We start from the raw sequence: 19,665 nt of genomic DNA, 5'->3' as shown, positions 1-19,665 counted from the left end.
TGCCCTCCTCCCCTATAGCCCTGAAATCCCCGCAAGGGGATTCGAACATCCTTTTCTGGAGCCAGAAATGTCCACGATTATCGGCCACAACTACATCGGTGGTCAGCGCAGCGCTACTGGCACTGTCATCGTCAACAGCGTTGATGCCAACACCGGCGATAACCTGCCTTACAGTTTCCACCAGGCCACCCTTGAAGAAGTCGACGCCGCTGGCAATTTTGCCGCTGCCGCTTACCCGGCGTATCGCAGCCTGAGCGCCGAACGTCGCGCGCAGTTTCTCGATGCCATTGCCGATGAGCTGGATGCATTGGGCGATGATTTTGTGGCGCTGGTCAGCCGCGAAACCGCGCTGCCCGCCGCCCGCATTCAAGGCGAGCGCGGTCGCACCAGCGGCCAGATGCGCCTGTTCGCCAAGGTCCTGCGTCGCGGGGATTTCTACGCTGCGCGGATCGATCGGGCGTTACCGGACCGCATGCCGTTGCCGCGTCCGGACCTGCGCCAGTACCGCATCGGCCTCGGCCCGGTTGCGGTGTTTGGTGCGAGCAACTTTCCCTTGGCGTTTTCCACCGCCGGTGGCGACACCGCCTCGGCATTGGCGGCTGGCTGCCCGGTGGTGTTCAAGGCCCACAGTGGCCACATGGCCACGGCCGAACTCGTTGCCGATGCGATCATCCGCGCCGCGGAAAGAACCGGGATGCCGGCCGGTGTATTCAACATGATCTACGGCGGTGGCGTCGGTGAAGCGCTGGTCAAGCATCCGGCGATTCAGGCGGTCGGTTTTACCGGTTCGCTCAAAGGCGGACGGGCGTTGTGCGACATGGCTGCAGCCCGTCTTCAACCCATCCCGGTGTTCGCAGAGATGTCAAGCATCAACCCGGTGATCGTGCTGCCGCAGGCGTTGCAAGCGCGGTCAGAATCGGTCGCCCGTGACCTGACCGCTTCGGTGGTTCAGGGCTGCGGCCAGTTCTGCACCAACCCCGGTTTGGTGATCGGCATTCGCTCACCGCAGTTCAGTGCGTTCGTGCAGCAGGTCGCGGTTTTCATCGGCGATCAGCCGGCGCAAACCATGCTCAATGCCGGGACGCTGAGCAGCTATGGCAAGGGCCTGCAAAAACTCCTCGCACATCCGGGCATCGAGCATCTGGCCGGCCAGGCGCAACAGGGCAACCAGGCCCAGCCGCAGTTGTTCAAAGCCGATGTCAGCCTGTTGATCGAGGGCGATGAAGTGCTGCAGGAAGAAGTCTTCGGACCGACCACGGTGATTGTCGAAGTGGCGGATCAGGTGCAATTGAGTGCCGCACTGCAGGGCCTGCATGGGCAGCTGACGGCGACGATCATTGGCGAATCGGCAGACTTCGAACAGTTCGGTGAACTGACGGCGCTGCTGGAACAGAAGGTCGGACGGATCCTGCTTAACGGCTATCCAACCGGTGTGGAGGTGTGTGATTCGATGGTCCACGGCGGGCCGTATCCGGCGACATCCGATGCGCGCGGTACGTCGGTGGGCACGCTGGCCATCGATCGCTTCCTGCGCCCGGTGTGCTTCCAGAACTACCCCGATAGACTGTTGCCGGAGCCATTGAAGAACGCCAATCCACTGCGCATTCAGCGGCTGGTGGACGGCCAGCCCTCCCGCGACGCCCTCTGACGGTCGAACACTGTTCTCTGTAGGAGCAAGCTTGCTTGCGATAGCGGTGTGACAGACACATGGATGCTGAATGTGCCGCCATCATCGCAAGCAGGCTTGCTACTACATCTGTTCTGGGTTGTGCAGGCGTTTTATGCCCGGCGCAGTCGATCGCCAGAGCTAAATATCCGACATCATCAAACATTCCCCCCAATCGCTCCGGCTCCCCGATACGTCCGTAGTACCTGAGAAGCCTTCGAGCAAAGGGCTTAGCCCTGCGGAGACGGTGGAGGAAAGGGGCGTAGCCAAGGGAAACACTGACAAGAACCCCGTGCCCCGGACGCTGAGCCGGAGCAGTTGCGCGTCGATGGGACTTGAAGGTGTATGTCAAGCAGCCCGCACGGACAAGGGCATGCAATTCACGGCATTGCTGCACCACATTACACCGCAGCTTTTGGCGCAGAGCTTAATGCCAGTCAGCTTAACTGACTGGCATTAAGCTCAAAGCTGCCGTTTTCCCAACCTACTCCTTAGGCCGCGCTAAACAGCTTGTGCGGATCCATGACGAATTTCTTCGGCACCCCGGCATCAAACTCGTGGTAGCCGCGCGGCGCGTCGTCCAGGCTGATCACCTGCACGCCGACTACCTCGGCAATGTTGATCCGGTCCCACATGATGGCCTGCATCAGCTGACGGTTGTACTTCATCGTCGGGGTCTGGCCGGTGTGGAAGCTGTGGGACTTGGCCCAGCCGAGGCCGAAACGGATGTTCAGGCTGCCATGCTTGGCGGCTTTGTTGACCGCACCCGGGTCTTCGGTAACATACAGGCCGGGGATCCCGATACTGCCGGCGACCCGCACCACGCCCATCAGCGCGTTGAGCACGTCGGCCGGGGCTTCGTGCTGCGCGCCGTCATGGCCGTGGCCACGGGCTTCGAAGCCGACCGCATCGACCGCACAATCGACTTCCGGCTCACCGAGCAGGTTGGCAATTTGCTCGTGCAGCGGAGTGTCCTGGGTCAGGTCGGCGATCTCGAAGCCCTGAGCCTTGGCATGCGCCAGACGCAGCGGATTGACGTCGCCGACTATCACCACCGCCGCACCAAGCAGACGGGCGGAGGCGGCAGCAGCCATTCCGACCGGACCGGCACCGGCGATATACACCGTGCTGCCAGGGCCGACACCGGCGGTCACCGCGCCGTGGTAGCCGGTCGGCAGGATATCGGAGAGGCAGGTCAAGTCGCGGATTTTCTCCATGGCCTTGTCGCGGTCGGGCAGCTTCAGCAGGTTGAAGTCGGCATAAGGCACCAGCACATATTCGGCCTGGCCGCCAACCCAATCGCCCATGTCCACATAGCCATAGGCACCGCCGGGGCGCGCCGGGTTGACCGTCAGGCAGACGCCGGTGTGCTGTTCCTTGCAACTGCGACAACGGCCGCAGGCGACGTTGAACGGCACCGAGACCAGGTCACCGATCTGCACGTTTTCCACGTCACGGCCCTTCTCGATCACCTCACCGGTGATCTCATGGCCAAGCACCAGCCCGACCTGGGCCGTGGTCCGGCCACGCACCATATGCTGGTCGGAGCCGCAGATATTGGTTGAAACCACGCGCAGGATCACGCCATGGTCGATGCGCTTGCCGCGCGGGTCTTCCATTTTCGGATAGGGGATGGTCTGCACCTCGACCTTGCCTGCGCCGAGATACACGACACCACGATTACCAGACATGCTTTCACCTCGCTTTTGTTGTTGTGAGAACACGGCCCTTGTACTGCGAAGGGGCGCGCGGCCTTACAGTGCAGCGGTATATGTCTTGCGTTTGCGCGTGAATGCCGATTGGTTGGAAGTGACCTTCCAACGACGCGTGATTAGCAGTCATCGTATCGATCCTACGCCTGGTATCAGCTCCCTGCGAGAGCATTTAGCAGCCAATCACCACCAGTTTCAGGACTCTCAACTGCCAGCCTTGCTGGAGTGGGCTGAAGCCACTGGCCCAGCAACTCACCTCCCCTATCCGACTTCTCAGCGGCGTGGGCAGCAGGGTTACGGGTTTTGGCCTTTCCTGCTCCGCCCGGTGCTTGCGCACCGGGCACCGCCGAGATCTCCCAGTTTCTGTGCGAAGGACTTCCCGACATGCACAGGGTCTCCGACCGCGCGAGATCAGAGCAAGACTGGCGTATAACGCCATGCTCCGTATTGCCTTCTGCTTCGCTTAACAGCATCGGCATCCCGGATTCCTGATTACGCGGCTCAATGGCTGGCCCATCGGTTTCCCCTGTCAACGCTTCACCCTGTACCTCACGGTGCAACATGCATGACTCGGGGTCTGGTTGATTCGCCATTTCTTACCAGTATCGAACTTTCATCGACGATCCTCCGCCAGCTTTAACTGGCGCACCAAGCGTCCGGCCAACACACCTTTCATGGTTAAACCGGCGCTCACCTGTGCGGCAGCAGTTCGGTAGTCTCACTCTCCCGCTGCAGTACCCGGAAGTAATTTTCCGAAATTCGAGGAACTAATTATGCGAAACCGGGAAATTGTTCCCCGTTTCGGAAAATTACTTCCGGGTACTGCTTTCTCGAGGCGTCTGAATGACTGACTTCACCTTCCTCACCCGTCATTGGCCAGCCGGCTGCCCATGACCGGCGCTATGATTATGAACAAGTGGTTGTGTCGTTCGATGAGGCCATGCAGCGCTGCACCAGGGATTTGTACGTAACATTGCATAAGCCATGCGGTGGCCAGAATAATCCGGGAGGCGACCGTATTATCGTGACCAAGGCGGTGAGCAATACAACATATCAGGAGTCCCATCATGAGCTATGGCAAGAACAGAGCGCAGGCCCTGGATGACCTGGAGGAAGCGACAGATGACATACGCCGAACTGACAATCATGCCGAGCGCCTGGAAGCGTTGTACAAGGCTCAGGGCATGCTGTACATGCTATGGCGTATTGATTGGGTGAACAGCGAAGACTTCGAAAAACTGAAGTTAAAGCTTCTCCGGGCTGATGCGGAGGCGGTGCGGCAGATAGAGGAGAAAGTGAAGCCCGCGTGAGCGCGAATGACAAATAATTTGTTGTGCGTTACAGCTCCCTCCTCCAACCCAGCCGCCGCCGGGCGGTAATGATTTGGGTGAAGCCAACATGAAAACGGTCACGGCCCTTTTCACCTGTCTGCTCGCTGCCAGCGTGTGCGCGGCGACGAGCACCTGTGCAAATGCTGCGTCCCCCTCGCCTTCCATACCCAGCATTACGAATGTGAATATTGCTCGCCGGAGCAATGGGAATTCCTTGCATACTCATCATCTTATTAATGATGATTCCTCGCCATCATGCCCATCAAAATACCGCCCTTATCCGGAAAAATGGTGCTTGAACGCAACGCCCTTCACCTGAAACGGATATGGGTGAAGGGCGTTGCACTAATGGTTCAGCCAAGGTGGCTCGTGCCAAATAGTACATTCGGCAAATGGGGTTTAACTGGATGCCAAAACACCATTCAACTTCGCCACTTGCGTAGCCAATACGTCCATCAGATCTGGCGACAAGCAATCATAAGGTTCCAAACCAAGCGCGCGCAGTTTTTCGCGAATTTCCTTCATGTCCTCCGGCGGTGTGCCGGTTTCGATGATCGACGAAACGAAGGCTGCAAAGCCCGGTGCAGCCCAACCTTTTTGCGGAGAAAGCTCGGTATGCACGAAGTCCAGGCCATAGAACGCGTGGTCTTTATTTTCGATGCGGCCGTACATATGTGCACGGCACTCTTTGCAGGCATGTCGTTGAATAGTCGCGCGCTCGTCGACGATGACCAGCTTCTCAGCGTTCGCGGTGACGCTGACTTTATCGCGTGGAACAACAGCAATGACCGCGAATTTCGCACCTGCGGGCTTCCAGCATTTGCTGCAGCCACAGGCGTGATTGTGCAGGGTCTGGGCGTCAATCCTGATTTCAACCTTATCGGTCGGACACAGGCATTGCAGGGTACCTCCAGAGAAGTTTGCAGCGCTTGGCTCTATTCCGTTATCCAGTGAAGGATGAAGCTTCAAGTTGCTCACGATAAACCTCCAGTATCAGGGAGTATTCGAACTGTATCTGGAGCCTGAGCTCCAGGGCACACATCAGTATTTGACAACGGTGCGGACCGATTTACCTTCATGCATCAGATTGAAGCTCTCATTGATACGGTCAAGTGGCATGGTATGAGTGACGAAGGGAGCCAGACCGATTTCGCACGTTCTGTATCAGCGCCTGTTTTAGAAGGAACACCCTCAGGGAGCGCTCTTCGACGCCGTGGGTTTTCCGACCCGCCTCTTGCGCTTGGCGACGGGAGCCCGACGAAGCTGCGTCAGTTGCTTCTCCAGCGTGTCGGCCGCCGGGCGGTGTGACAAGTTTTGAGCACTGACTTACACTGCGGATGCACCCAATGCGAACGAATGACTGTTTAACGGATCGATAGGTCCCACGGTAATCAGGGCATCACGTAATGATCTGGGTGAATCCAACATGAAAACGGTCATGGCCCTTTTCACCTGTCTCCTCGCTGTCAGCGTGTGCGCGGGGACGAGCACCTGTGCAAATGCTGCGTCCCCTTCGCGAACTTTCAAGACCAGCTTCGACTGCGCCAAGGCAAGGGCATCCGTCGAAAAGCTTATCTGTCGCGATCCCCAACTGGCCCAGATGGATATCGAACTGACGCGTCTTTATCGCCTGGCGCTCACGGATGAACATTCAGTACCGCGTCCAGACAAAGTCATGATCGACCAGCAGTTCTGGATCGAGGCCCGCAATCAGTGTGCCTCCGAGCCTGCGCCCAAGGCGTGCACGATCCGAAGTTATGCCGAGCGCGCGCACCAGCTACGCCAAGGCTCGGCGATTGTGAGAACCAAGGATCCAGACAGACTCACCGAAGGCCCCCTGGCTTTTCGTTGTACAGGGTTTAACGCGCTGATTGCCGCCACCTTCTTTAGCACGCAGCCTGGCGTCGTGTACCTGAAATGGGCGAACACCTCGATCACCCTGAGCCAGGTGCAGAGTGATTCGGGAACCCATTACACCGGCAAGGATTACCAGGGGAACTACAGCTTCTGGCAAAGCGGCAACGTGGTATTTTTCCAGAAACCAGGCTCTGGGGAAATGAGTTGTACGGCCGAGCCGGTCGGCTGACTTCTCTGGCGCAAGTACGGTATACACAATTTCCGTCAGATCGATCGTGAAGAGTGAAGTCGGCTCCGCAGTTGCAAGACTGATGCACTTAATGTCCCGGTTGAGGAACCGAGCAGATGTCGCCGCTAACAGTTGACGTCCATGACCAATCGATTTTCGGCCCATCGCACAGGCACTGGTTCCAACTGCGCGCCTTTGCAGGGTCCGTCGATGCAATGCCCGTCTTCAAAACGAAACATTGCGCTATGGTGAGCGCACATCAGGACCTTGCCGCGATACGTGCAGAATGCTTGCGGACGATAGTCCAGCGGCACCGAGAAATGTGGGCATCGGTTGATGTAGACCCACACCTGCTCGCCTTGCCGCACCGCAACCAGCCCGGCGGGATGTAGCTGCTGGTGTTCGGGCAGACCCAGGGCCAGGTAATAGGCGAACTCCGCTACCAACCGCAGGCTTGAACGATCCGCCCAGAATGGCGCACTGATCAATACCAAAACACAGATGCCCAGCAACGACAGCCCAATCATGCTGCTGGTGGTCGTCCTTTGTACGCGATAGGTGAGCGCGGGATTATTCATGGCATTCATCAGTCGACACTCGTCTTGAAGAAGCGCGCATCCTTGCCGTATAGCGTCGTGACGTTGAAACCCCAGTCAGCCTCTTGCGGCATGGGTCCCGGGAACGGCCCTACCCGACCAATCAGGTTGCTCTTGGGTTTCTTTTCCACGGCAAGGGCGAACTGGTTGAGGTTCGCGCCTTCGTCGGAGCTGAAGAAGTTTTGTTTGCTGACGTCATCCGTGCCGTTGTTGTAGCTCGCACCCACCTGGCCCCAGCCGTAGACCTTGATGCCATGTTCGCGCTCAAGGCTATCGCCGAAAATCCCGCGAACCAGCGAGCCCATCGGATCGCCCGCCGCCGAAGCCCCCGAAAGGGCAAAAGTCCGAAAACAAGGTATGACAAGAAGGAGTCTGTCTTGATGGGCCCTGGCTTGGGCTCCACTCGATCCTTGGCAGATCGTAGCGTTCGGCGTAATGCAGGCTACAAGCCCGTCACTACCCCAACAATTCCATTCTCAGCGACTTCAGTGTTTGCGAATCAAGAACAATCTCGCGCGTATTGATCGATAAAGGCTGGGTATTCCGATGCTGAAGGCTGAATTGGCTCAAGCCCCCACCATCAAGAAATATCGCGTGGTGTTTGCCGAAGGCAATGGCGTCGCCTGGGATCAGGCACTGTCGTTCAATGCCCAGCAGGATATCGAAGTAACAAATGTTGACCGCTGGATTCGAGGATTCGAGAGAACCTGGTTTAAGACAACGCCTACGCGCCATCGAGCGCAGGTTACCTGTCCGATATCCCGATCGCTTGATGTCAGCGTTATGGATACCGGACAGGGAGTTTGATGCCTAGAAGTCGTCCTCCACCTTACCGTTCTTGACCTTGAACTCGCGGCTCTGCAAGAAGGCGTTGCGGATGAAGGTGTATTTATCGCCGGTGATCACTTTCTCGCCCGACAGGTAACTGGCGCGGGTGTCGACGGTCTCGACCGCGAAGACGGTATTACGGGCAGGGATATCGTTCATGTAGCGGTACGGTGCGGTGTAGGTGTCCGGGTACTTGGCGATGCCATCGCGCACCGTGCTAGGCCCCAGCAACGGCAGCATCACGTACGGACCGGTCGGTACACCCCAGTGCCCGAGGGTCAAGCCGAAGTCTTCATCATTGCGCTGCAAGCCCATCTTGGTACCGACGTCGAAGAAGCCCGCCACACCCAGCGTGGTGTTCAACAGCAAACGAGCGGTGTCGACACCTGCGGCATGAGCTTTGCCCTGCAAAACATCGTTGGCAAAGTTACCAATGTCGCCGATGTTCCTGAACATGTTATGGATGCCGTCCTCCAGAAACTGCGGCGTGATGAACTGATACCCCCTCGCCAACGGCTTCAGTGTGTAGGTGTCGAGGGTGTCGTTGAAGCGGTAGATAACGCGATTGACGTCTTCCCACGGGTCGTCATCAGCCGCGTGAGCGGCGATGGGAACCAGAGCGGCCCCGGCAACGAAGCACAGCTGGGTCAGACGATTGGTAAGGCGTGCGCCGGTCACGGGCATAGCCGGAACTCCTGCGAAATGGGGGACGCTATGCTCAGCGACTCGAGCGAGTATAAGTCCTTCTGTCAGGATCTCAGGCAAAGTATTGGGCTGAAAATACTCGTACCCCTCCCCTTAAACGCTCTATACGTCATTGAGGCTGTGACCGGTCAGGCACGGATAGGCTATACAACAAGGCCGGCAGAAACACGAAGGTCGACAGCAGCACGGCGAACAGGCTCAGCAGCAACACCAGGCCCATGCTGGCTGTACCAGGATGGCGGGCGATGGCCAGGCAGCCGAACGCAGTGCCGGTGGTCAGCGCCGAAAACAAGATCGCGTGCGCGGTGGGCGATCCCAGGAACTGGCGCATGCCACTGCGCCAGTTCATCACGAAATAGACGTTGAAGGACACGCCGACGCCCAGCAACAACGGCAATGCAATGATGTTGGCGAAGTTGATCGACAGGCCGAGCAAGCGTACCAGCAGTGCCGTCAGCAAGGCCGACATCAACAAGGTAACCATCACCAGAACGGTGTCGCGGACCCGCCGCAGGACCACCATCAGCACCACAGCGATGGCCAGCGTGGCATAGACAGCGGCCTGCTCAAACGCCTCCAGGACCGTGTCGGCCGACTTGACGGTATCGAACGCCGAGCCGACGGCCAGGGGTGCCACCGCATGAACCGCCTCGACGAACCGGCGTAGCCCGGCGGTCGTTTGCGCCTGATCGCCCGGCGTCAGTTGTATCCGCACCCGACCGTCGGCAGTAAACCAGTCACGTTTGAGTTCGTCCGGCAGCCGCTGCAGGGTGATGCGTTGAGCGGAAAGCGAGTCATTCAGCGCCTTGAACGTCTGCGGCAAAAACCGCGCCAGTGATTGGTTGGCCGCCAGCAGAACGCTGTCCGGTGCCTGCGCCAACCGGCCCAGTGACTGACCAATGTGCAGCAACGGCGCATTTGGCGGCACGTCGCCGGAGACGCTGGTAATCGCGGCGCTGGTGTCACGTGCAGTGGCGCGCAACTCGGCGACCGTGGCGGGCGGTCTCAGCGCGTGGGGACTCAGTACCGAATACATCAGGTCCGACGCCTGCTTGATCTGTTCGAGCTTGTCGTCCTGGCCCTCGGGAACAAAGTCCGAGCCTGAAACCACCTGCGCGACTTCGGGCAGCGCACCGAGACGTTCACTTAGACGGCGAGCGGTCGGTAGATCCGCCGCCAGCACGTTCAGGGTGAACGGGTTGGTGTTCGGGTCGTTCATCAGCGCGCTCAAGGTCTGCATGGCCTCGCTGTCCGCGCGCTTGGTATGCAGCGGATTGGCGTCGAAGGGCATGCTGACGGTGCTCCACAGGCCGGCCACCGCCAGCAACGCGAAAACCACCAGCACCGGCATCCGGCGATGTGCCAACCAGCTATCGGCCGCCGTGCCACCGGGCAGCACGACGTCAGTGTGCTGCGGTCCCTTTGCCAGCAGGCCCAGCAGCGCGGGCAATACCGTCAAGGTACACACCAGCGCCAACAGCATGCCGACGCCGGCGATGATGCCCAGTTCGGCCATGCCGCTGAAAGGGGTCGGTGCGAAGGCCAGGAAACCGCAGGCGGTTGCCGACGCGGCCAGGCCGATTTGCCCGCCGACCTGAAGGCCCGTTAGGTGCAGGGTGTCGGCGAAATCTCGGTCGCCGCGCTGCAGTGCCTGAAAGCGCACACCGAACTGGATGCCAAAATCGACAGCAAGGCCAATGAACAGCACCGCGAAGGCAACCGAGACCAGGTTCAGGCGGCCAACCGCGAACGCGGCGAAGCCCAACGTGTAGACCAGGCCCACGACCAGGGTCAGCAACACCGGCACAATCAGTCGCCAGGAACGCAGGGCCAATACCAGCCAGAAAATCACCAATAGCGCACTGCCGATGGTGATGGGTGCCGCTCGGTCGGTCAGGGAGCGAAACTCCTCATCGGACAATGGCACCGAACCGGTGTAATTCACTCGGACCCGCCCTGCTTTCACATCGGGCAGGTTGGCAACGATGTTCAGCATCGCCTGAGTGGCGTCCTGGCCAGGTTCGAGGGCATCGTGGTCAAGCACCGGTTGGATCAGCACCAGTTCCAGACCGCCGCTATGACCAACCAGCTGGGGTGTCAACAACGCCTGCCAGGACAACGGCGAAGCCTGCCCATTCAGGCTGTCGTCCAGAGTCTTGGCAATGTTGCCCAGCGCGGAATCGTAGGTTGAGAGGTAGTCGCCCATGCCGTAGCTCACGCCTTCGACCAGCATATTCAGGCCCTTGAGCAGGCCACGGGCGGAGGGATCGCTGGCCAGCGGATCCAGTAGCTGACTGCCCTGCACCATGCTGTCGAGGACGTCGAATAAATCGCTGGACGACTGCAGCATCAAGCCTTCGCGGTCGAAGAATGGGCTGATGCCTGGCGTGGACACCGAGCGTATGTGGCGCGGGTCGGCCGCCAGACCATTGGCCAATGTGAGGGCATTTTCACGCGCCTCCTCCACCGTTGGTGCATGCACGACGGTGATGAGGGTATCGCTGAACTGCGGGAACAGGCCGGCGAACACCAGGCTCTGCTGACGCCACGGCAGGTCTGCGGAAAACAGGTGATCAGAATCCGTATCGATACTTAGGCGCGTGGCGGCGCCCATCAGACTCGCCGCCGCCAGCACTATCGCCAACAGCAGGACAATAACCGGGTGACGACCACTGGCATCCACCAGCCACACGATGCAGCGCTGCGCGATGCTGGTCATGACCAGCTTATTGCGTAGACGCCGAGTGCGACTGACGGACGCGGAGGATTCAGCGACGGCTTTTATCATGTCGTTGTACACCGCAAGGAGGTTCGCGCTTCCAGGTTCGGGCTGCCGTCGCGGCTGCGCGCAATGCACCGATGGCCCTGTTCATGCGTGATGAGAGTCCGGGCAAACCAGCCAGCAACCAGGGGCGGCGGGCCAAGGTCACGATCAGTTGCGGCACGCGGGGTCGACCCCAAGGATCAATCACAGCCTGCAACGCCTCGGGGAGTTCATCATCGCGTTCATCGATGACGGCCCTGAGCACGATGAATGGCAGATCGCGACTCGCCGCCACCGCCGCCACCGCCGCGCTTTCCATATCCACCGCCGCTGCGGTGTAGCGCTGCTGCGCGGCCATTTTTGCCGCGGCGGTGGAGAGCGGTCCGGGCAGGCTGAGCAAGGTGACATCAAACACCGTCGGCAATGCCGCGTCGGTCAGTCGCCGCTGCAATCGGTCGCGCCAAACAGGATCCACCGGGTAAATATGCCCCTGCTCGTCGAGTACGCTGTGCGGACAGAGCAACATGCCGGTGCGCAAGCTGCCATTCAGAGCACCGGCAACACCGAATGTCGCCAGCGCCTGAGCCCCGGCATCGGCCAAGGCCAGCGCCGCCTTGCGAGCAGCGTCCTGCCCCATGCCGCTGAGCCACAGACCGCAGCCCTCTGACAGGGGCACGATGCAGTCGGGGTGTACTGTCTGGGTCGTCAACGCAGCCGCTTCAGCCTTCAATGCCACCACGATACCCAGCGAGTGCAGTCTCACCTTTGCGCCCTTGACTGGCTGAGCAGGTGTCGAAAACGGGCCAACGCGTACAGCGGGAAATACGCAGCGTAGCCGTGATATTTGAGGTAATACACCCGTGGAAAACCGGGTGCGTTGTGCGAGGGATGAGACCAGAGTCCTTCATGCTGCTGGCAGGCGAGCAGCCATTGGATGCCGCTGCGCACCGAATCGGACTTGACCTCGCCCATCGCCAGCTGGGCCAACACCGCCCACGCGGTCGAGTGAGGTGTACTGACGCCACCGTTGGTGCCGGCCAGGCTCGGGTCGATGTAGCTGTCATTGCTCTCGCCCCACCCGCCGTCATCGTGCTGCCGCGTGCGCAGCCAGTCCACGGACTTGCGCAAATAAGGTTGCTGGAGATCCTCACCTGCCAGCGCCAGTCCAGACAGCGCGCTCCAGGTGCCGTAGATGTAATTGTTGCCCCACCGCCCCCACCAACTGCCGTCGGCCCGCTGGGTGGCACGCAGATAATCGACGCAGCGACGCAGGCCGCCACGGTCCTGATCGCGCCCCAGCACGCCGAGGCACGCGGCCACACGGCCAGAGACATCCTCGGTCGGCGGGTCAAGCAGTGCGCCATGGTCGGCGAAGGGAATCGCGTTGAGGTAGTAATACGTGTTGTCTGCGTCGAAGGCCGCAAAGCCACCGTTCTTCGACTGCAAGGCCAGCATCCAGTCCGTGGCCCGATCGATGCTCTGGCGATGGTGTCCGGGCTGACCGCAGCGGCGATCCAGCACGTGCAACAACGCCGCCACCAACGCGGTGTCGTCAATGTCGGGGTAGTAGGCGTTGGCGTACTGAAAGGCCCAGCCACCCGGCGCCGCCCGGGGTGAACGCGCCACCCAGTCGCCCTTGCATTCCAGCTCCTGTCGCTGCACCAGCCAGTCGCAGGCCCGCACGATGGCCGCCTCGGTCGCCGTGTTGTCATCGCTGTGAATCAAGGCCATTGCACTCCAGCCGGTATCCCACACCGGCGAAACGCATGGCTGGCAATACGCTGATCCGTCGGCGCGATGGACGACCAGTTTTTGGATCGAACGCAAACACGTATGCCGGGCCGGGTGATCCTTGGGGTAGCCGAGCAGGATCATCGCTTCGTAGCTATTGACCATCGGCGGAAAAATGGCCCCGAGGCCATCCTCGCCATTCAAGCGCGGCAGGAACCAGGCTTCCGCCTTGCGGATTGCACGCCGGCGCAGCCCCCCCGGCATCCAGCGATCAAGTCCGCGCCCCAGCTTGTCCAGCCCGAGGAACAGCCGGTTCAACAGGCCACCACGGAGAAAATAGTTACGCTCCTGTTCCGGCGGGGTAACGAACAGCTCACGAATACTGACTCGCCCGGGATTGATCGCACGGGCCTTGAGCGAACAGAGGATGGTCAAGGGCACCAGGGTCGTCCGTGCCCAGTACGAGGTCTTCTCGATGTGCAGAGGCGCCCAGCGCGGAAACAACATGATCTCGACCGGCAAATAAGGGACCGCGCGCCAGGGCACCTGCTCGAACATCGCCAGCAGGATGCGCGTAAACACATTGGTTTTGGCGGCGCCACCCAGCGCCAGTACCGCTTCCCGGGCACGGCACAGGTGTGGCGTATCGAGCGCGTCGCCAGCGACCTTGAGTGCGTAATACGCCTTGACCGTGCACGACAGATCGATCGCACCGCCCACATACTGTGGCCACCCGCCATGGCCCTCGAGGACCTGAGTCGAACGCAGGTAGCGGGCCATCTTTTCCTGCAATACCTCGTCGATCTCATCCGTGAAATGCATCATCAGGATGTATTCGGCGGTGATCGTGCAGTCGGACTCCAGCTCGAAACACCAGTGGCCATCAGCACGTTGACGTGCCAACAGCGCAGCACGCGCACGGGCAATGGCCGAATCCAACACAGTGGTTTCGGGTACCCGCGCGCTGTTGCCAACGACAGCGTCAATAGAGGCGGAACACTCCCTCATGGCTGCACATCATCGGTGTCGGTGGAGGTGCACCAGATCGTTTCGGTGCAATAGGGAATGGCACTTTTCGGCCAATTGATTTTCCCCCCCGAGGGGGCATTCCACTCTGCAGACAGCAGTGTCAATGGAAGCTTGCGGGCGGCCGTTTCGAACAGCCAGCGCAAACCGCTGTTGGAGTTCCCACTCAATCGGGTGAGCGCGATGATACTGGCCACCGTTTTGTGTGAGATCTTGACTTGCTCACCGGCGCGAAAATTGAGGTTTTGCTGCAACTTGCGCAGCGTCATGACGGCCAGGCCGATGCTCCACAGGCAAAAACGGCGGAACCCCGCCTGCTCGATCGGAATGGCCAGCGTGTACTCCAGCGCGTTGCGCAGGTGGGCATGGGCCACGCCGATCAATTCGGACATCGCCCCCTTCTGACCCTCCTGACCCGCCTGACCCGCCTGCATGTCTGCCAGATGCACGCCATTCCGGGCGAAGACATCCTGTGGCAGCCAGCACACGCCATGGCTGTAGTCTTCCCATTGGTCCTTGAGGATATTGGTCATCTGCAGGCCCTGGCCGAAGGACACCGCCAGACGCATCAGCCGCTCCCGTTGGCTGGCCACGGAAGGATCGAAATCGATGAGCAACTCGGTGAGCATTTCGCCCACCACGCCGGCCACGCAGTAGCAGTAGCAATCCAGATCGCGCAGCGTTTCCAGTCCTTGCTGCCCCACGCAGCACTGAAAGTCGCGCATGCCGTGGGACATGATTTTCAGGCATTTGATAATCGCCAGGCGCTGCGCTGGCTTCAAGTCCTGAGTGACTTGCAGCACCAGCGGCAACTGGCTGACCAGCTCGCGCTCGGCCAGCAAGGTCTCCTGTGAAAACAGCGGCGCCAGTTCGGCCGCGAAGCGCTGCGGGTCGATGCGGCCAGTGACGGCATCGATGAACCCATCCTCGTAACGCAACTTCTGCTCGGCAGACAGGGCCGGCTCGTCTTCGATGGTGTCGGCGACACGGCATAGCAGGTACGCATTGGTGACTGCACGGCGTAAGGCCGGCGGCAATTGGGGAATGGTGAGTGCAAAGGTTCTGGATACTTTGGGCAGAATGGCGTTTTGGTATGCGTCGGCAGCGCTTTCGGTGGCCTCAGTGGCCGGCTGGGATTCGATCATAGGCATGCCTTAGCCTTCCTCTTTTTGTAGAGTTAGGGACGGTCGGAAATAGCCCCCGACCGAAAAACAAGGGCGCGGCTATCAGACGCGGCCAATGTCACGCTTCCGAAATCAGTGTTCTACCCCCAAGGATGCGATGCGAGGCGTTTGCCTGCCTGGCAGACGCGCCTGAACCCTGTTGCTCAGGGCTCTCTTTTCGCACAATCCTCTGGCAACAATATAGTAGGAAAATTTGGTCCATACTGAAAAACGAACTGTTTGGAAATTTCAGTATCCTCTTCCCACAGCAAGCTCTGGCAGAGAACTCAAGGATTATTTACCGATGGTAGTGCCGTGAAAATACTGGTGAGCGGAGCCACTGGCTTTGTCGGCTCGGCCGTAGTGCGACGCCTCCTGCAAGATGACCACCATGTTCGGGTGCTGGTGCGGGCGACCTCGGATCGTCGCAACCTGCACAATCTGAATGTGCAAGTCATCGAAGGGGATCTCACCCAACCGACTTCGCTGCAGCGCGCCTGTGATGACTGCGACGCTCTGTTCCACGTGGCGGCCGATTACCGACTGTGGGCGCCAATTCCCGCGCAGCTCTATCAGACCAACGTCGACGGCACGCGGGCAATACTCGAAGCGGCCAGGCTGGCTGGTGTGCCACGTATCGTCTATACCAGTAGCGTCGCCACCCTTGGCAATCCCGGGGATGGCCGCCCCGGTGACGAGAACACCTCGGTGACACTGGGCGACATGATCGGACACTACAAGCGTTCCAAGTTCCTCGCCGAGGCGCTGGTCCGGGAGCTTGCCGCCGAGGGGCTGCCGGTGGTGATCGTCAACCCCTCGTCCCCGATCGGACCGCGCGACATCAAACCCACCCCCACCGGCCGGATCGTGCGCGACGCCATCGCGGGGCGCTTGCCCGCCTACGTCGATACCGGCCTCAACGTCGTGCATGTGGACGATGTCGCGGAGGGCCACTGGCTGGCGTTCCAGCGTGGCGTGGTGGGCGAGCGCTATATCCTGGGTGGCCATAATCTCAGCCTGCGCGACCTGTTGATCGAGATCGCCGACATTGCCGGGCGGGCTCCGCCGCGCTGGCGATTGCCGCATGCCGTGGTCATGCCGGTGGCTCATCTGGCAGAAGCCTGGGCACGGCTGACCGGCACCCAGCCGATTGCCACCGTGGAGGAAGTTCGCATGTCCAAAAAACGCATGTTCTTCTCCAGCGCCAAGGCCGAGCGCGAGCTCGGTTATGCCCCGGGCCCTGCCCGCCTGGCACTGGAAGATGCGGTCAGGTGGTTCGAGCAGCACCGGTAGCCATCAACGCATGAACCGGCGTGCCAGACGCGCGAGCCCCGGTACAAAGGTCGGACGCAGCAAGCGCTTATCGTAGCCGTCCATCCGCCGCCGATCCTCGGCTAGACACAGGTCCAGCAACTCGGGCAACTTGAGATCCAGGCCGATCTGCTGATGCCCGGTGAGGGTGAAGTTGGCGTCCTGCATTTCGTCGTTGCTGTCCAGCCCCTTGGCGATGCCGATGCGCTCCCAGATCAGGAAAGCCCAGACGCGAGCAACCTTGAACTCAAAGGCCACGCGTCGCCACCACGGCAACTGACGCCGGTACCAGGCGACCCAGTTGGCGAAAAACAGGATGTGCCGGGCCTCCTCCTGGATCACCGGTTCGAAGGTGTCCACCAGTTCCGCCGGAAAGTAACCGGTCAGCTTGGCCGACTCGAACAGGCCAAAGGCAAAGAAACTGTCGATGCACTCGCTGTAGCCGGTCACCAGCCACCCCCATTCGGGGTCCTTGGGCACCAAATAGTCCGGTTCCGGCTCCAGGGGAATGCCGTAGGCCTCGACCAGTTTGCTGAGCACCACCTTGTGGCGCGCTTCTTCGCCGCCATCCATGTTCAGCGCCTCACGCAGCAGCGGGTCCTTCACCGTATTGGAGTAGGTCTGCACTTGCAGCTGCGCGCGCCCCTCGGTCTGCACGGCGATGTCCCAGATCGGCAGTGACGTAATGCGCTGCAACACGTCGGGGCTCAGTTCGGGCCAGACCATTACCGCGGGCTTGTAGGGATTGTGGGTGTCCAGCAGCATGCGACAGAACAATCGCTTATGCGCCTCGGAGCCGATCCTGATCCGGCCGGGCTCCTCGCCCCGCCAGTGGCGCATGGCGTGATCGGCAGCGTCTGTGAGGGCATTGCCAAGCATCGGACATTCTCCTCTCGTCACTCAACGCTATAAACAGTCGGGCATCATTGCGCAGCTTGATCGCACTGCCGTCCTGCCTGACGGCGCACTTCCATCCAGTGCCAGTAAATCAGCGCCGGCACGCCAACCCCCACCTCGCGCATGCGCTTGACCAGTGACAGCGCCAGACTGACATCAGGCGGAACTCCTATCATGCTGCCGAACAGGATCAGACCGCCCTCCTGCACCCCCAGACCGGCGGGCACGATGAAGATGATGTGGCGCAGGGCCTGGGTCACCGCTTCGATGGCGATGGCATCCCAAACGCTGATCGAATAACCCAGCAGGTGCAGCGCCAGCCAGGTCTCGACGCTGCCCAGCAAGAACCCGGCAAACTGCCAGGCACCGGCGCCGATCAGCCGCATCGGGCTGGCACAAAGCGCGCGAATATCCTGGTCCAGATTAGAACCGTCGATCAGTTCGGTCAGGCGATTGCGACCGCCAAGGACTTTCTCCGCCACCCCCTCCAGACGCGAGAACACCTGGCCGTGGCGCAGCAACATGAACAACCCGAACGGCAGCGGCAAGCTGGCGGCCAAGGCAATCAACAGCGAGTCCAGCGCGCCCACCTGATGGGTCAACGCAATCAGCAACACGATGCCCAGCGCGGTGAATAGGTACTGGTTGACCAGGGTCAGCAAGACTTCGATGACGATGCTGGCGGTGGCGGCTGCACCGTCGATGCCGCGCCATTTGACCAGCCGGATGCCGACGATCTCGCCGCCGATGTTAACCACCGGCAAGAGCCGGTTACAGGCTTCGCGAATGGCGGCGATCCAGAACAGGGCCCAGACACCGGCGCGTCGTTGCGGGTCACGCGGTGCCAGCAGCATGCGCCAGCCCAGTACATCCAGCAGCAACGGCAATGCATGAAAAGGCAGCAGCCACAGCAAGGCCCAGCCGGCATGGTCGAGGGCACCGAGAATGGCGGCCCCGTCCTCATGCACCACCATATAAATGATTGCCGCCAGCCCGAGCAGCCCGGCAAGGTAGCTGAGCCGCTTCATGCTGCAGCCGCCGCCGGATCGCAGAAACCGTGGCACAACTGGCAGCAACCTTCGATGGCGCTGCGCACCCGTGGTGACAACAGCGCCGCCAGTTCGTCGGCATGGCGGTAGTCGGCCATGCCGGCCGTCAACCCGCCGTGAACCGCCGGGTGCAAATACAATTCCGAAAGACCGCTGGGCAACTGCTGCAACATCTCCAGCAGCACGCCCTCGTCCATGCCGCCGGTGTGCCGAAGGCCAAAGACATGATCGTTATAGATCACCCCGGCCCGCTCCAGGCGCTGGCGCATCAAGCCCAGCCAAGGGCGCAGCCACGGTCCCATGCCTGGCTCGGCGGGCAGCCGCACGGCGTGCAGTCCGAAGTCTCGGCCAATAGAGAGTAACAGTGATAAGACGGTCGGATGCAGATGGAAATGCTTGTGCGCATTGACGTGGTCTAGCGTCAAGCCGGTCGCCGCGAAGGCCTCGAACTGGGCGCGGATCTCGGCGGCCAGTTGGCGCCGTACACGGGGCAGGAAAAAAAACCGGAAGCCGTTGCGCACCATGGCGCTGTCGAACCAGCCTTGGGCATTCACCAGATCAGGAATACTCGCCGTTGGCAGCATGGCCTTGCCGTCAGCCAGTACCAAGTGCAGGCCAATGGCAAGACCGGGCATACGTCGGGCACGGTCGACGGCATCGGCCGCTGCGGGCGCCGCCACCATCAAGCTGGCGGCCCGCAACACCCCTTCTCGATACGCCTGTTCGACAGCCTCGTTGACCGCCGTGTGCAGCCCAAAGTCGTCCGCGGTGACGATCAGGCGCGGCCGCCCGACACGCAT

17 protein-coding genes and 1 pseudogene are annotated in these 19,665 nt (G+C 60.7%); 5 read left to right on the top strand and 13 right to left on the bottom strand.

Features of this window, described 5'->3' with window-relative positions; translation table 11 throughout:
• The first annotated feature begins 67 nt into the window (after window positions 1-67).
• Window positions 68-1,648 carry an aldehyde dehydrogenase (NADP(+)) gene (locus AC07UI_RS13280; RefSeq protein ID WP_494992914.1) on the top strand — a complete coding sequence of 527 codons (1,581 nt, stop codon included), beginning with the start codon at window positions 68-70 and terminating at the stop codon, window positions 1,646-1,648.
• Window positions 1,649-2,157: 509 nt separating this feature from the next.
• On the opposite strand, the gene fdhA is transcribed toward AC07UI_RS13280, so the two are convergent.
• Complete coding sequence (gene fdhA, locus AC07UI_RS13275) at window positions 2,158-3,357, bottom strand: formaldehyde dehydrogenase, glutathione-independent (protein WP_494992913.1); 1,200 nt, start codon at window positions 3,355-3,357, stop codon at window positions 2,158-2,160.
• Window positions 3,358-4,445: 1,088 nt separating this feature from the next.
• Between fdhA and AC07UI_RS13270 the strand changes: the two genes are divergently transcribed.
• Window positions 4,446-4,688 (top strand): hypothetical protein, encoded by a 243-nt coding sequence (locus AC07UI_RS13270; RefSeq protein ID WP_494992912.1) that lies wholly within the window; start codon window positions 4,446-4,448, stop codon window positions 4,686-4,688.
• Window positions 4,689-5,108: 420 nt separating this feature from the next.
• Here the strand turns inward: AC07UI_RS13270 and gfa are convergent, their stop codons facing one another.
• Window positions 5,109-5,687, bottom strand: coding sequence for an S-(hydroxymethyl)glutathione synthase (gene gfa, locus AC07UI_RS13265; RefSeq protein WP_494992911.1), 579 nt, complete (start codon window positions 5,685-5,687; stop codon window positions 5,109-5,111).
• Between the two features lie 63 nt (window positions 5,688-5,750).
• Window positions 5,751-5,861: pseudogene (locus AC07UI_RS13260) on the bottom strand (hypothetical protein); the annotation flags it as partial.
• A 274-nt stretch (window positions 5,862-6,135) separates the two neighbouring features.
• Between AC07UI_RS13260 and AC07UI_RS13255 the strand changes: the two are divergent.
• Window positions 6,136-6,795, top strand: coding sequence for an MliC family protein (locus tag AC07UI_RS13255; RefSeq protein WP_494992910.1), 660 nt, complete (start codon window positions 6,136-6,138; stop codon window positions 6,793-6,795).
• A gap of 125 nt (window positions 6,796-6,920) precedes the next feature.
• Here AC07UI_RS13255 and AC07UI_RS13250 read toward each other — a convergent pair whose 3' ends face one another.
• Both AC07UI_RS13250 and AC07UI_RS13245 read right to left on the bottom strand, forming a co-directional pair.
• Window positions 6,921-7,217, bottom strand: a complete 297-nt coding sequence (locus AC07UI_RS13250) for a Rieske (2Fe-2S) protein (RefSeq protein WP_494993092.1) — start codon at window positions 7,215-7,217, stop codon at window positions 6,921-6,923.
• A gap of 164 nt (window positions 7,218-7,381) precedes the next feature.
• Entirely contained in the window at window positions 7,382-7,696 is a 315-nt protein-coding gene (locus AC07UI_RS13245; RefSeq protein WP_494992909.1) for a hypothetical protein, read from the bottom strand.
• A 241-nt stretch (window positions 7,697-7,937) separates the two neighbouring features.
• Between AC07UI_RS13245 and AC07UI_RS13240 the strand changes: the two genes are divergently transcribed.
• Window positions 7,938-8,198 carry a hypothetical protein gene (locus AC07UI_RS13240; protein ID WP_494992908.1) on the top strand — a complete coding sequence of 87 codons (261 nt, stop codon included), beginning with the start codon at window positions 7,938-7,940 and terminating at the stop codon, window positions 8,196-8,198.
• Between the two features lie 3 nt (window positions 8,199-8,201).
• Here the strand turns inward: AC07UI_RS13240 and AC07UI_RS13235 are convergent, their stop codons facing one another.
• The 5 genes from AC07UI_RS13235 to AC07UI_RS13215 form a co-directional block, all read right to left on the bottom strand.
• On the bottom strand, window positions 8,202-8,903 hold the full coding sequence (locus tag AC07UI_RS13235; protein ID WP_494992907.1) for an MlaA family lipoprotein: 702 nt from the start codon (window positions 8,901-8,903) through the stop codon (window positions 8,202-8,204).
• A gap of 130 nt (window positions 8,904-9,033) precedes the next feature.
• Window positions 9,034-11,643, bottom strand: coding sequence for an MMPL family transporter (locus AC07UI_RS13230; RefSeq protein WP_494992906.1), 2,610 nt, complete (start codon window positions 11,641-11,643; stop codon window positions 9,034-9,036).
• A gap of 49 nt (window positions 11,644-11,692) precedes the next feature.
• Window positions 11,693-12,451, bottom strand: coding sequence for a phosphorylase family protein (locus AC07UI_RS13225; protein WP_494992905.1), 759 nt, complete (start codon window positions 12,449-12,451; stop codon window positions 11,693-11,695).
• Window positions 12,448-14,427 carry a squalene--hopene cyclase gene (gene shc / locus AC07UI_RS13220; protein WP_494992904.1) on the bottom strand — a complete coding sequence of 660 codons (1,980 nt, stop codon included), beginning with the start codon at window positions 14,425-14,427 and terminating at the stop codon, window positions 12,448-12,450. Before shc ends, AC07UI_RS13225 begins: the two co-directional genes overlap by 4 nt.
• On the bottom strand, window positions 14,424-15,596 hold the full coding sequence (locus AC07UI_RS13215; RefSeq protein ID WP_494992903.1) for a phytoene/squalene synthase family protein: 1,173 nt from the start codon (window positions 15,594-15,596) through the stop codon (window positions 14,424-14,426). Before AC07UI_RS13215 ends, shc begins: the two co-directional genes overlap by 4 nt.
• A gap of 252 nt (window positions 15,597-15,848) precedes the next feature.
• On the opposite strand from AC07UI_RS13215, the gene hpnA reads away from it, so the two are divergent.
• Window positions 15,849-16,901 carry a hopanoid-associated sugar epimerase gene (gene hpnA / locus AC07UI_RS13210; RefSeq protein WP_494992902.1) on the top strand — a complete coding sequence of 351 codons (1,053 nt, stop codon included), beginning with the start codon at window positions 15,849-15,851 and terminating at the stop codon, window positions 16,899-16,901.
• 3 nt (window positions 16,902-16,904) lie between these two features.
• Here the strand turns inward: hpnA and AC07UI_RS13205 are convergent, their stop codons facing one another.
• Genes AC07UI_RS13205 through hpnK form a run of 3 tightly spaced genes read right to left on the bottom strand, consistent with a single transcriptional unit; the run spans window position 16,905 to window position 19,665 of the window.
• Window positions 16,905-17,798 carry a ferritin-like domain-containing protein gene (locus AC07UI_RS13205; protein ID WP_494992901.1) on the bottom strand — a complete coding sequence of 298 codons (894 nt, stop codon included), beginning with the start codon at window positions 17,796-17,798 and terminating at the stop codon, window positions 16,905-16,907.
• 44 nt (window positions 17,799-17,842) lie between these two features.
• Window positions 17,843-18,844 (bottom strand): lysylphosphatidylglycerol synthase domain-containing protein, encoded by a 1,002-nt coding sequence (locus AC07UI_RS13200; protein WP_494992900.1) that lies wholly within the window; start codon window positions 18,842-18,844, stop codon window positions 17,843-17,845.
• Entirely contained in the window at window positions 18,841-19,665 is an 825-nt protein-coding gene (gene hpnK / locus AC07UI_RS13195) for a hopanoid biosynthesis-associated protein HpnK (RefSeq protein WP_494993091.1), read from the bottom strand. Before hpnK ends, AC07UI_RS13200 begins: the two co-directional genes overlap by 4 nt.

Source organism: Pseudomonas sp. GW821-FHT04C07, from assembly GCF_059420325.1.
Note: the sequence above shows the minus strand (reverse complement) of the source record. Positions and strands in the feature narration are given on the sequence as shown.

What these genes read in the sequence shown, in the direction of transcription:
- AC07UI_RS13280 (WP_494992914.1), top strand. Translation starts at nt 68, where the DNA reads ATGTCCACGATTATCGGCCACAACTACATCGGTGGTCAGCGCAGCGCT.
- fdhA (WP_494992913.1), bottom strand. Translation starts at nt 3,357, where the DNA reads ATGTCTGGTAATCGTGGTGTCGTGTATCTCGGCGCAGGCAAGGTCGAG.
- AC07UI_RS13270 (WP_494992912.1), top strand. Translation starts at nt 4,446, where the DNA reads ATGAGCTATGGCAAGAACAGAGCGCAGGCCCTGGATGACCTGGAGGAA.
- AC07UI_RS13255 (WP_494992910.1), top strand. Translation starts at nt 6,136, where the DNA reads ATGAAAACGGTCATGGCCCTTTTCACCTGTCTCCTCGCTGTCAGCGTG.
- AC07UI_RS13245 (WP_494992909.1), bottom strand. Translation starts at nt 7,696, where the DNA reads ATGGGCTCGCTGGTTCGCGGGATTTTCGGCGATAGCCTTGAGCGCGAA.
- AC07UI_RS13240 (WP_494992908.1), top strand. Translation starts at nt 7,938, where the DNA reads ATGCTGAAGGCTGAATTGGCTCAAGCCCCCACCATCAAGAAATATCGC.
- AC07UI_RS13235 (WP_494992907.1), bottom strand. Translation starts at nt 8,903, where the DNA reads ATGCCCGTGACCGGCGCACGCCTTACCAATCGTCTGACCCAGCTGTGC.
- AC07UI_RS13230 (WP_494992906.1), bottom strand. Translation starts at nt 11,643, where the DNA reads ATGACCAGCATCGCGCAGCGCTGCATCGTGTGGCTGGTGGATGCCAGT.
- shc (WP_494992904.1), bottom strand. Translation starts at nt 14,427, where the DNA reads ATGAGGGAGTGTTCCGCCTCTATTGACGCTGTCGTTGGCAACAGCGCG.
- AC07UI_RS13215 (WP_494992903.1), bottom strand. Translation starts at nt 15,596, where the DNA reads ATGCCTATGATCGAATCCCAGCCGGCCACTGAGGCCACCGAAAGCGCT.
- AC07UI_RS13205 (WP_494992901.1), bottom strand. Translation starts at nt 17,798, where the DNA reads ATGCTTGGCAATGCCCTCACAGACGCTGCCGATCACGCCATGCGCCAC.
- AC07UI_RS13200 (WP_494992900.1), bottom strand. Translation starts at nt 18,844, where the DNA reads ATGAAGCGGCTCAGCTACCTTGCCGGGCTGCTCGGGCTGGCGGCAATC.
- hpnK (WP_494993091.1), bottom strand. Translation starts at nt 19,665, where the DNA reads ATGCGTGTCGGGCGGCCGCGCCTGATCGTCACCGCGGACGACTTTGGG.